This window comes from Stieleria magnilauensis (genome assembly GCA_007753675.1).
GTDB lineage: Bacteria > Planctomycetota > Planctomycetia > Pirellulales > Pirellulaceae > Stieleria > Stieleria magnilauensis.
Genome location: CP036432.1, coordinates 7,369,238 through 7,381,072, shown reverse-complemented (window position 1 = coordinate 7,381,072; position 11,835 = coordinate 7,369,238). Strand labels below are relative to the sequence as shown.

The 11,835-nt window shown below is 58.7% G+C and carries 9 protein-coding genes; 8 read left to right on the top strand and 1 reads right to left on the bottom strand.

The features are described from left to right. Positions 1–19 precede the first annotated feature (19 nt). A complete protein-coding gene (locus tag TBK1r_RS26325; protein ID WP_145217726.1) occupies positions 20–1,444 on the bottom strand; it encodes a hypothetical protein in 1,425 nt (474 codons plus the stop codon). Between the two features lie 203 nt (positions 1,445–1,647). On the opposite strand from TBK1r_RS26325, the gene TBK1r_RS26320 reads away from it, so the two are divergent. The 8 genes from TBK1r_RS26320 (at position 1,648) to TBK1r_RS26285 (ending at position 11,781) form a co-directional block, all read left to right on the top strand. After that, positions 1,648–2,529, top strand: coding sequence for an inositol oxygenase family protein (locus TBK1r_RS26320; protein ID WP_145217724.1), 882 nt, complete (start codon positions 1,648–1,650; stop codon positions 2,527–2,529). 108 nt (positions 2,530–2,637) lie between these two features. Next, positions 2,638–4,011 (top strand): DUF5690 family protein, encoded by a 1,374-nt coding sequence (locus tag TBK1r_RS26315; protein WP_145217722.1) that lies wholly within the window; start codon positions 2,638–2,640, stop codon positions 4,009–4,011. After that, entirely contained in the window at positions 4,004–5,110 is a 1,107-nt protein-coding gene (locus TBK1r_RS26310) for a zinc-binding dehydrogenase (RefSeq protein ID WP_145217720.1), read from the top strand. The genes TBK1r_RS26315 and TBK1r_RS26310 overlap by 8 nt, the downstream gene beginning before the upstream one ends. 180 nt (positions 5,111–5,290) lie before the next feature. After that, on the top strand, positions 5,291–5,989 hold the full coding sequence (locus TBK1r_RS26305; protein ID WP_145217718.1) for a hypothetical protein: 699 nt from the start codon (positions 5,291–5,293) through the stop codon (positions 5,987–5,989). A gap of 356 nt (positions 5,990–6,345) precedes the next feature. Continuing rightward, positions 6,346–6,561: a hypothetical protein gene (locus tag TBK1r_RS26300; protein WP_145217716.1), complete on the top strand. Its 216-nt coding sequence runs from the start codon at positions 6,346–6,348 to the stop codon at positions 6,559–6,561. Between the two features lie 537 nt (positions 6,562–7,098). Next, a complete protein-coding gene (gene glpK, locus TBK1r_RS26295; protein WP_145217714.1) occupies positions 7,099–8,607 on the top strand; it encodes a glycerol kinase GlpK in 1,509 nt (502 codons plus the stop codon). Further along, positions 8,594–10,120 (top strand): glycerol-3-phosphate dehydrogenase/oxidase, encoded by a 1,527-nt coding sequence (locus tag TBK1r_RS26290; protein ID WP_145217712.1) that lies wholly within the window; start codon positions 8,594–8,596, stop codon positions 10,118–10,120. Before glpK ends, TBK1r_RS26290 begins: the two co-directional genes overlap by 14 nt. Positions 10,121–10,245: 125 nt before the next feature. Further along, complete coding sequence (locus tag TBK1r_RS26285; RefSeq protein WP_145217709.1) at positions 10,246–11,781, top strand: Re/Si-specific NAD(P)(+) transhydrogenase subunit alpha; 1,536 nt, start codon at positions 10,246–10,248, stop codon at positions 11,779–11,781. Positions 11,782–11,835 lie beyond the last annotated feature (54 nt).

Sequence of the window (11,835 nt, the reverse complement as noted above, 5' to 3'; positions counted from 1 at the left end):
CCGCTCGCAAGATCCAGCCCTAATCCAGCTTTGCCAAATCGGCGCGTGTGTCTTCGTACGTCGCTTGGAACTCCAACGCCCTTGGATCGGGATCTTTGCCCCAGATCTGGCAGGCTTTTGCGTAGAGTTCCGGCCACCAGTTGTGATGCTGCGTCAGGCCTTGGTCGCGGTAGGACTTCCAATGGCTGAGCACCTTGGACCAGCAATCATCGCCGTAGTCGAGGGCCTCCTTGAGTGTCTTGTATCGCGGCACGTACCAACGGCGGCCGATTTGAGCGTGCAGGACTTCATCGGCCCAATCGAAATCTTGGAACAGGGCGGACAGCGGATCGCCGCTCTCGTTGGCGACCTCCCATTCGTAGCGTTTTCCGTTGCGCGGCATCAGGTTTTGTTCGATGAAAAACAGGACCCCGTGCCGTTGGCGAGCGTCGAGTTGCAGATTCAGATTGCGCGACCAGGTGAAATTAATCGGGATGGTTCGCCAATCGATTCCCAATGCGACAAAGCCGACTTCGCCCATCATCGCGTGTCGGGCTTCGTCCCACAGTTGACGTGACATCTCCATGTGGAATTCCCAGGGTTCTTCGTCGCGCAGTTCGACCAGGATGCTGGCCATCATTTCCGGCACATCGATTTCGCGAAGCCGTTTGTAGTACATCATCAGCGTCTTGTCTTGCGCCGAGAACTGTTCGTCGTACAAGAAGACTTCCGGGTTGACGCCGGCGTTGTAGGGGTCGCGAAAGCGTTCGTCGCGGCGCGGTTCCTTGTCGTACTGGTAGGGTTGGGCGCTGTGCCAAGGCTCGGGGACCGATTCGTCGCTGGCTTCGACGCCGTCGAGTTGACCTGCGGCTTGCAGACACCGGTTCAAGTGTCCGATCCAGGGCTCGCGGTCGGCTTGCGTGGAATCGTCGTCCAAACAGCGGAGTGCTTCGGTGCCGAAGGTGACGACGTCTTGGAGTTCAAACGCGATCAGCTTGGCGACGCGAACGGTCGGCGCGTCGGCCAGCGGATGCGCATCGGTTTGCAATCGCCGGCAAGCGTCGCACGCCGCGGGCAGGACGACGCCATAGATGCCGGCGAGCAAATCAGGCGTCGACGGTGCCGCGATCACTTCGTCCATCAAACGCTCAAGTGCCGGATCGGGAATCACGTCCAGTCCCAGCGGCGGTTCTCGCATCTCACCGACACGACGACGGATCAACGACACCTGTTCGGCGCACAGGTATGCGTGGTAGCTGAACGCCGTCTTCAATTCGTAGATCGGCTCCGCGGTGATCTTGGCGGTCAACGTTTCATGCAAACGCTTCAGGACGTAGTGAAGCCGTTTGAGCCGTCGCAAGCTTTGATCGAGATCCCACGTGCCATCGACCGCACGCGCCATCGAACAAAGTCCGGCCAGCGGCGGGATGCCACGGTAGGATTCGTAGTCGCCATGATCACGCATTGTTTTTTCTCCCCCAAGTACCACGACACTCTCTCCGCTTCGCTAAAGTGTAAACTGGATGACGCCGTGAAACCGGCCGCGGAAAAGGGGGCAGGCACCAAAAACCAAATGGCCCAAAGGGTGCTTCGCATTTTTGGTGCCTGACCCCTTTTCCGCTGACCCCTTTTCCGCTCGACCCTTGATCCTCTCGCCCGCAATCGACGATGTCACTGCCCACCAACCCCGCCAATCATCCGACCGATCCCGCCAAACCGCTCGAGGACCTCGATGACTGGGAGGCGGACTTGGTGCGACGCTATCCCGAACCGAACAAGCCGGCCGAAGCGTTTCGAAATTATGGCGAAGACACGAAGCCCGGCGTCCGTGAATTCTATCAGCTCAATCACCGGCATCAGACCTACGACTTTGTGCAACAGAAACGAAAGCAGTTTCTGCCGCTGCGACATCGCAAGATGACTGTTTGGGAGGCGATGGAGTATCTGAACCAATTGGTCGACGAAAGTGATCCCGACACGGACCTTTCTCAGATCGAACATCTGTTGCAGACCGCTGAATCCATTCGCGCCGACGGTCATCCCCGCTGGTTCATCCTGACGGGATTGATCCACGATCTCGGCAAAGTGTTGTGCCTATTCGGTGAACCCCAATGGGCGGTGGTCGGAGACACGTTTCCTGTCGGTTGCCGGTTTTCCGATCGGATCGTGTTCCCCGAATTCTTTGCCGAGAACCCCGATTCGAGCGATCCGCGATACAACACCGAGTACGGCGTCTATTCGCCAGGCATCGGGCTCGACAACGTGTTTCTCTCCTGGGGACACGACGAGTACTTGTACCACGTCGTCAAAGATCGGTTGCCCCCAGAAGCACTGGCAATGATCCGTTACCATTCATTTTATCCTGGTCATCGAGAATCGGCGTATGACCATCTGATGAGTGATCACGACCATCGGATGTTCAAGTGGGTGCGGGCCTTCAACCCGTATGACCTGTATACCAAAAGCGATAGCCGGCCCAATGTTGACGCCTTGCGACCCTTCTATGAAGAACTGATTAATGAGTTCCTTCCGGGGACGCTCGATTGGTAACCTTTGATCCGAATCCGGTATCTTGCGGCCCGGTCGTGTCGCCCTTTTTCTTGCCGAGCGGTTGTCGCGACATCGACGTGATCAATCCGGTCCACCGAGTTCCCTGCCGTGCCCTCCACCGATTCTGACATCGCCTCGGCAGACGTTCCTTCCGACGGCAGCAACCCCCGCTCGCGACTGTTGCTGGCCGCGGTTGCGGCGTTCAGCACGTACTTTTGCATGTACGCGTTTCGCAAGCCGTTCACCGCGGGAACGTACGAGGGGCAGGAGCTGCTGGGGATGGGGCTGAAATCGGTGCTGGTCATTTCACAACTGGCCGGCTACATGATTTCCAAGTTTGTCGGCATCAAAGTCGTCTCGGAGATGCGGCGTCATCGACGTGCCGTCGCCATTGTGGGGTTGATCGTAACGGCGGAACTGGCGTTGGTCGGTTTTGCCTACGCGCCGCTCGTCCTCAAGGCCCCCTTGTTGTTCTTGAACGGTTTTCCGTTGGGGATGGTGTTTGGGCTGGTGCTGTCTTATTTGGAAGGCAGGAAACAGACCGAGGCGTTGTCGGCGGCGTTGTGTGCGAGTTTCATCATCGCGTCCGGTGTGGTGAAGTCCGTCGGACGGTGGATCATCCAGGACTGGGGCGTCAGCGAGTTTCAGATGCCGATGCTGGTCGGATTGATTTTCTTGCTGCCCCTGTTGGTCTCGGTCTGGTTGCTCCAGTCCACACCGCCTCCCGATCCAACGGATCGCCGACACCGCAACGACAGAAATGCGATGACCCGCCAGGATCGTCGTCGATTTTGGTTGGAGTACTGGCCGGGGTTGTCGCTGTTGATTTTTGTCTACGTGGCGTTGACCATCATTCGAACCGTACGAGACGATTTCGCGGTAGAAATCTGGCGCGACCTGGGGGTCGGCGATACGCCTTCGATTTTTGCCCGATCGGAGATGGTCGTCGCCTTGGTGGTCACGATGTTCAACGCGTTTGCCGTTTGGATCCGTCACAACATGGCGGCGGTGCGCATCGTGACGATCGTGATGTGCGGTGCATTTTCAATCGTCGGTGCGTCGGCGCTAATGCAGTCCGGCGGTCTGATCTCTCCGTTCGTGTTCATGGTTGCGTGCGGCGTGGGCATGTACGTCCCCTACGTCGCGTTTCACACCACCGTCTTCGAACGGCTGGTCGCGGCGTCGCGTCATCCTGCCAATGTGGTGTTTTTGATGTACGTTGCCGACGCCGTCGGGTATCTGGGTTACGCATTGGTGTTGTCGATCCGAATGACGCTCCCCTCGCCGGATTCGGTCATGCCGTCCTTTCGGATGCTTCTGCTGGTTTCAAGCTTTATCTCGATCGCCGTTTTGTGTTTATCGCTACGTTATTTCCGCGCGGTCATCGAGGTCGACGATACGGCAGCGGACGTGGGGCGGAATCGGATGGCGTCGAATTCCGAACCGGTGGAAACCGTCGAAGTGGGACGCGGCCATGTCTGAACGTCGTCTGACCACGCCATCACCGATGCAACCCCAAATGTGTCGAGCGGCGGTCTTTCACCGCGCCGGTCAACCTCTTTCGATGGAGGAGTTTCCGCGACCGAGTCTGTTGGCCGGTGAAGCCCTGGTTCGGATTCGGCTCTGCACGATTTGCGGCAGTGATCTTCATACGTTGAAAGGGTTGCGCATCGAACCAACGCCCTCGATCTTGGCCCATGAGGTTGTCGGTGAAATCGTCGAACTCGCCGATCCCGGTCCGAGGGACGTGGAGGGGCAACCGCTTGGAATCGGTGATCGTGTCACGTGGTCGGTCTGCGTCAGCTGCTTTGAATGCGACCGCTGTCTGTCGGGGATGCCGCAAAAGTGCCGTCAGGTGGTGAAATATGGCCATTCGGTCGCCGACGGTCGCGAGGCGCTCAGCGGCGGGCTGGCCGAGTACATTCTGCTGCGACGCGGCACGACGATCGCCAGGTTGCCGGCCGAGCTACCGGACGAAGTGGCCAGCCCGATCAATTGTGCCACGTCCACCATCGCGGCGGCGTATCGGATGGCGGGCGACGTTTCCGATCAAAGGATCTTGATATTCGGCGCCGGCATGCTGGGATTGACGGCTGTCGCACTGGGCAAAGAATCGGGCGCGAAGCAGGTGGCGATTTGCGACGTCGACCCGCAGCGGCTGGAGCTTGCCAAACGGTTTGGCGCGACGGACGCCCTTTCAGTGGACTCGATCGGGGCAACCCAAGTACCCTTTGATGTCATCTTGGAATGTTCCGGTTCGCCCGACGCGATCGAAACGGCGTGTCGAGTCGGCGACGTCGGTGCACGCGTGATCTTGGTCGGTTCGGTGATGGAATCACGGCCGGTGCAGCTGGATCCGACCAGCATCGTTCGCAAGTGGTTGTCGATCATCGGTGTCCACAACTACGCGCCCGTTGATTTGCGCAGCGCGATCGATTTCATCAGCCGATGCCACCACAAGTACCCGTTCGCCGAACTCGTTGCACGGACGTTTGACCTGTCGGAGACCAACGCGGCGATCGAATACTCCATTGAGCATCGCCCGATCCGCGTCGCGGTACGACCAAAGTCGCCGGCCTGAAAACCCCGCCGCTGGAACGATTCGCCGAATTCCTGACGCGGGAACTCGATGCCGAGGGTTCGGCGTAAAGGGCTTTTGCGGTTTTTTGTGCACGTCCCCGCTCGCTTCGGGCTCTCCTGACCGGTAGACAATGATTTGCAACCGCGTCGGGAACGTACCAATCGCCTAGGAGCCTCTCCCATGAGCCCCCGTAGCAATCTCAAGAAGCCGCTTCTGTATTTATTGATCGGATCCGTCCTGTTGAGCGCGCTGTTGGGGATCGTATTGGTCCTGCGGGGCAACTGGGGATGGCTGGAGGTCCGGGTGATCTTGACCACGGTGATCTTCGCGGTGGCCAGCGTTTGCGGGTTGGCCTGTGACCTTTCCCGGACGCCGTCGGGATTGAACCTGATGCCCAAGTCCGGGTTGGTGCTAACGGCGGTGACGACCGCGTTGATGTTGTTTGGGATCTGGATCGAAGTCGGTTCGGAAGCCTACTGGAAAACGACGACGGTGTTGATTTCGATCGGGATCGCGACGATCCACGTTTCGCTGCTGTCGATCGCCAAGCTGGCCAGCCGATTTCGCTGGGTTTATTTCCTCGGAACCCAGATCATCTTTGGTTTGGCCCTGTTGATCGCGACGGTCATCGTCTTCGAAATCAACTCGGAACTGTTGTGGCGATTTCTCGCAGCCCACTCAATTGTCGTCGCCGCGATCTCGATTGTGATTCCGATCCTGCACCGGATCAGCAAGACCGACGCCAACCGGGGCGATCTGCTGATGCCGGTCGAAGCGAGGAACGTCGAATCGATCGACCAACAGATCGCTCAATTGGAAGAACGCCTCGCCCAGCTCAGAACGCTGCGAGCGCAACTCGTCGGCGGGACACTCTCGTAATGTGTTTCCGGTGCAGGTGGAACAAGGTGGCAGGAGCCATTTTGGTAGGGTGGGTTGTTATTGAGTTACCTGTCCGAATTTGAATTGCTCCTGATCCCTCTTTCATGTGCAATCGCTAGAAGAAAGCGGTGAAATCTAGCTGGGGCGAATTGGTCCCACTCAACAAGTAAGTTCTTTGAATTGTCCCAGTCCGTATGCAGACAGACGTTGGGCAGATGGCTGGGGGTCAAAAAATTCGTTGGTCAAAAAATGGAGCAACCTTGCAGCAACGACTCCGCGATCACTTGGACGATGCCGAGCTCTCTGAATTGATACGGGAGTTGGATTCCCGGACGTTCGGAAGCTAGAATAGTGGCATGAAAGAGCAATTGACCAAGCTGTTGACCGCGATCCCATTTCAGCCGTTTATCATCAAGATGAGCAACGGGGAGCAATGGGAGGTCAAGCACCCCGAGAATCTGGCCGTCGGCAAACACTTCATGGTCCTGATCGAGCCGGAAACCGACCGCACCCACGACCTGTATTTGCTTCACGTCGTCGGTTTCGAGCGACAACCAAGCGTGCCGATGTAGGCGGATGGACCCTGTCTCGAAGCGTTGCGATGACGGAGGTGAAAAAGGGTCAGGAGCCGTTTTGGTAGAATGGGGTGTTTTGGAGTTGCCTGTCCGAATTTGAATTGCTCCTGATCCCGATTTCATGTGCGATCGCTAGAAGAAAGCGGTGAAATCTAGCTGGGGCGAATTGGTCCCACTCAACAAGTAAGTTCTTTGAATTGTCCCCGTCGGCATGCAGACAGAGCTGGGGCAGATGGCTGGGGTCAAAAGATTCGTTGGTCAAAAAATGGAGTCACCTCGCAGCGACGATTCCTCGGTCACCACCATTTTTTTACCATTCTCCGACGTGGACCGAGACCTAGCACACGAACGTGTCTGCGGCCAAAGGCTTTGACGGGAAGGAACGAAATCTTCCTACCTCCAAGATTTTCCTACCTCCAATCTCCGACCAGACGCCACTGAAAGAGAGAAGGCAAATCAATTCAATCCGTCTTCGTCACCAGAACTGTTAAACTACCGTTCCAGTCATCCATTTCACTTTTTCAGGCGGACACGATGGGCGTTGTTGTTGCATTGGACCAGGGGACGACAAGTTCACGAGCGATCGCGTTTGAGCAATCGGGGGCGGTGTTGGGCGTCGCCCAGCGTGAATTCACGCAACATTACCCCCGGCCCGGTTGGGTCGAACATGATGCCAACGAAATCTGGGAATCACAGCTCGCCGTCGCCCAGGAGTTGATGGCGTCCTGTGGTCTGGCGGCAGACGACCTGGCGGCAATCGGGATCACCAACCAACGCGAAACGGTTTTGCTGTGGGATCGATCCACGGGCGAGCCGATTCATCACGCGATCGTCTGGCAAGACCGGCGGACGTCGGAATTCTGTGATGCACTCCGCGACCAAGGTCATTCAGATCTGATTCAGTCCAAGACGGGGCTTCTGATCGATGCGTACTTTTCGGCGACCAAAATTCGTTGGTTGCTGGACCAGGTGCCGGGCGTCAGGGCGCGGGCGGAACGCGGCGAGATCGCGTTCGGCACGATGGATAGCTGGTTGATTTGGAAACTGACCGGCGGTCGTGTTCATGTCACCGATATCACGAACGCTTCACGCACGATGTTGTTGGACATCGCGACCGGTCAGTGGGACGATGAGCTGTTGGAATTGTTGAAAATTCCCGCAGCGATCTTGCCCGAAGTGCTTCCGTCGAGCCATGTGTATGGCGAGACCGAAACGCAGTGGTTCGGAGGACCGATCAAGATCGCCGGTGCCGCCGGTGACCAGCAGTCTGCGCTGTTCGGTCAGAACTGCACGCGTCATGGGATGGCTAAAAACACCTACGGAACCGGCTGTTTCATGCTGATGAATATCGGCGACCAACCGCTGGTGTCCAAGCACCGGCTGTTGACGACGGTTGCCGCCAGTACGTCTGCGAAACGCGAGTATGCGCTCGAAGGTAGCGTGTTCGTCGCCGGTGCCGCCGTCCAGTGGCTGCGCGACGGGTTGGGGATCATCCAGTCGTCTTCTGAAATCGAACCCCTGGCCCGCAGCGTGCCCGATAGCGACGGCGTCTATGTCGTTCCGGCGTTGGCGGGACTGGGGGCTCCGCACTGGGATTCCTACGCCCGCGGAACCATTGTGGGGTTAACGCGTGGGACCAATCGCGGGCACATCGCGCGGGCGACGTTGGAAGGGATCGCCTATCAAGTTGCCGACGTGTTGGACGCGATGCAGCAGGACGCCGGAATCTCGATCGAGGAGCTGCGTGTCGACGGCGGCGCCTCGGCGAACGATCTGTTGATGCAATTCCAGGCCGACATCATGAAGACTCCCGTGGTCCGTCCGCAGATGACGGAGACGACATCGATGGGGGCGGCCTATCTGGCCGGACTGGCGGTCGGTTTTTGGCAGGATCTGGACCAGATCGCTTCGATCTGGAAAACCGAACGTGTGTTTGAACCGGCGATGTCGGACGCGGACGTGTCGCTGCGAAGAGAGCGATGGGCCGAGGCGCTTGAACGTTCCAAATCATGGCAACCGGAGCAGCACCATGACGCGACTTGATCGGCCCGAATCGCTCGCCAAAATCCGTGACCGTCAAACACCGTGGGACATCGCGGTGATCGGCGGTGGGGCGACCGGTGTCGCCGTCGCACTCGACGCCGCCAGTCGTGGGTTGGACGTCGTGTTGCTGGAGCGATTCGATTTCGGAAGCGGGACGTCCAGCCGTAGCACCAAACTGGTGCACGGCGGCGTGCGGTATCTGAAACAAGGCAACGTGACGCTTGTTCGTGACGCACTTCGTGAACGATCGTTGTTGCTCGAAAACGCGCCTCATCTGGTTCACGACCAAACATTTTTGATTCCCTGCCGCAACCTTTGGCAATGGATGTTTTATGGCATCGGTCTGAAAGTCTATGACCTGCTCGCCACACGCAACCGGTTCGGCCGTTCCCAGCGCATCTCCGCGCGGCGGGCGCTCGAACTGTCGCCGGCGTTGCGGAAAGAGTGTTTGCGTGGCGCGGTGCTTTACCATGACGGCCAATTTGATGACGCGAGATTATTGATCGACATGGCCCGTGCGGCGGCACAGCACGGAGCCACCTTGGCCAATCACATGGCTTGCACCGGATTCATCAAAGACGACCAGGGCTTGGTCGGCGGCGTGGTTGCGACCGACGAGGAATCGGGGCAACGGTTCGAGATCGCGGCCAGGTCGGTCGTCAACGCGGCCGGCCCGTTTTGTGACGCGGTTCGATTGCTCGACGATGCGGAGTGCCAGCCAATGGTTGCCGCCAGCCAAGGGATCCATCTGGTGTTGCCCAAGGAACTCTATCCCGGCGAAACCGCCATGATCGTTCCCAAAACCTCCGACGGACGCGTGATCTTTTTTGTCCCCTGGCACGATCACATTCTGGTCGGAACCACCGACACTGCGATCCCCGACGCCGTTGCCGAACCGTCGCCCCAACCGCAAGAGATACAGTTCTTGTTGGAGACCGCGGCGGAGTACTTGTCGCGACCTCCGACGATCCACGACGTGCTGAGCATTTTCACGGGCATCCGACCGCTGGTCAAAGGCGACAAGTCCTCGCGAACGGCATCGCTTTCGCGAGATCACGTGATCCGGCTCTCGACGTCGAAACTGATCACGATCACCGGAGGGAAGTGGACCACGGTGCGAAAGATGGCCGAGGACTGTGTCGACAAGGCGATTGAAACGGGCGATCTGTCCGCCACGCCGTGCGTGACCGAATCGCTGCGGATGGAGGGGGCCGATCAATCTTCGATCGACCAGTTGGAACAGGACGATCCCGCGTTGGCCCAGCCGGTTCATCCGTCGCTGGACATGCGTCGTTCCCAAGTGGTTTGGGCGGTCCGCAACGAAATGGCACGAACGGTCGAAGATGTCCTGGCCCGCCGCACCCGGACACTGTTTCTCAACGCCCAGCTTGCATTGGATGCGGCACCCACAGTCGCGGAGATCTTGTCCGACGAATTGGGAACCGATTCGGCGTGGCGTGACGAACAACTCGCGGCGTTTGAGGCTGTTGCCCGGCATTACCTTCCGACGTAACGGGATTCGCAAGCTGGAAGCTTACGCCACTTGCGAGCTGAACGGACTCCGATGGAAATGGTATCCTAGATGCGCCAGAAGGTTGGGGGTTTCCCATCCGTTGCATTCGAAGGGACAGGCGGCAAATGAAAGTTGGCATCACCAAGGAAATTGATCCCGGGGAGTGTCGTGTGGCGGCGACACCTGAAACGGCACGACGGATGATCCAGAAGCTCGGGTTCGAGGTTTTGGTGGAATCCGGTGCGGGGGATGCCGCGAGTTTTCATGACGAGAGCTATCGCGAAGCCGGCTGTACCCTTTGCGATGAAGCGGCCGAGATCTGGACGGAAGCCGACATTGTGCTGAAGGTCCGCCGGCCGCAGGATCGAGAGATCGAACAGCTGCGGGCGGGGCAAACACTGATTTGTTTCTTGGCACCGGGCCAGAACGAAGCGTTGTTGCAGAAGATCGCTGCTCGGCAGGCGACGGCGTTGGCGATCGAAGCGGTGCCACGGATCAGCCGGGCACAGAAGTTGGACGCATTGAGCTCGATGGCGAACATCGCGGGGTACCGGGCCGTCGTCGAAGCGGCCGGGCTGTTCGGGCGTTTCTTTACCGGCCAGATCACCGCGGCCGGAAAAGTCCCGCCGGCCAAGGTGTTGGTCATCGGCGCGGGCGTCGCGGGACTGGCCGCGATCGGGACCGCCAGGGGATTGGGGGCCATCGTACGCGCCTTCGACGTGCGTCCCGAAGTTGCTGATCAGGTCAAAAGCATGGGCGCCGAATTCCTGATGTTGGAATTCGAGGGCGACGAGCACGGCGGCACTTCGGGCGGCTATGCCAAAACGATGAGCAAGGAATTCATCGATGCCGAGATGGCACTCTTTACCGCCCAGGCCAAAGAGGTCGACATCATCATCACCACGGCACTCATCCCCGGCAAACCGGCGCCGAAATTGATCACGCACGAAATGGTCCGTTCGATGCGTCCGGGCAGCGTGATCGTCGATTTGGCCGCCGAACAAGGCGGTAATTGCGAGGCGACGATTCCCGATGAGGTGACCAAGGTCGAAGGCGTGCACATCGTCGGCTACCGCGATCTGACCAGCCGATTGGCACACACGTCCAGCCAGCTGTATGGGACCAATCTTTATCACTTGTTGGACGAGATGGGCGGCGCGGAGAGGTTCAGCGTCGACATGACCGACGACGTGATCCGCAGTGCGACGGTCGTCAAGGACGGTCAGGTCACCTGGCCCCCGCCGCCGGTTTCCGTCTCCGCAGCCCCCAAAGAGAAAGTGGTGGAGTCGGTCGCACCGTCCGCCGTGGTGGAAAAGAAAATCGGGACCTTTGACATCGCCCTGATGGTGATCGCGGCGGTGCTGTTGGTCGGAGTCGCGTTGACGCGCGATCAGGGTTTCATCACCGATTTCACCGTCTTTCTGCTGGCCTGTCTGATCGGGTGGCAAGTGATTTGGAACGTGACCGCCTCGCTGCATGCCCCGTTGATGAGTGTCACTAACGCGATCAGCGGCATCATCATCGTCGGCGGGATGGTTCAAATCGGGGCGACCAACCCGGTCGCAGCATGGTTGGGCGGGTTGGCAATCTTTGTCGCGACGCTCAACATTGCCGGCGGCTTTCTGATCACGCACCGCATGCTCAGCCTATTTCGCAAGTGATGTGGCTGCACGTCTGATGTTGGATGTTCTGTTGTTTGGATGATCGTTTGCCCC

Bases quoted from the DNA above. Each gene is read 5' to 3' on its own strand.
- TBK1r_RS26325 (WP_145217726.1), bottom strand. From the start codon at position 1,444: ATGCGTGATCATGGCGACTACGAATCCTACCGTGGCATCCCGCCGCTG.
- TBK1r_RS26320 (WP_145217724.1), top strand. From the start codon at position 1,648: ATGTCACTGCCCACCAACCCCGCCAATCATCCGACCGATCCCGCCAAA.
- TBK1r_RS26310 (WP_145217720.1), top strand. From the start codon at position 4,004: ATGTCTGAACGTCGTCTGACCACGCCATCACCGATGCAACCCCAAATG.
- TBK1r_RS26305 (WP_145217718.1), top strand. From the start codon at position 5,291: ATGAGCCCCCGTAGCAATCTCAAGAAGCCGCTTCTGTATTTATTGATC.
- TBK1r_RS26300 (WP_145217716.1), top strand. From the start codon at position 6,346: ATGAAAGAGCAATTGACCAAGCTGTTGACCGCGATCCCATTTCAGCCG.
- glpK (WP_145217714.1), top strand. From the start codon at position 7,099: ATGGGCGTTGTTGTTGCATTGGACCAGGGGACGACAAGTTCACGAGCG.
- TBK1r_RS26290 (WP_145217712.1), top strand. From the start codon at position 8,594: ATGACGCGACTTGATCGGCCCGAATCGCTCGCCAAAATCCGTGACCGT.
- TBK1r_RS26285 (WP_145217709.1), top strand. From the start codon at position 10,246: ATGAAAGTTGGCATCACCAAGGAAATTGATCCCGGGGAGTGTCGTGTG.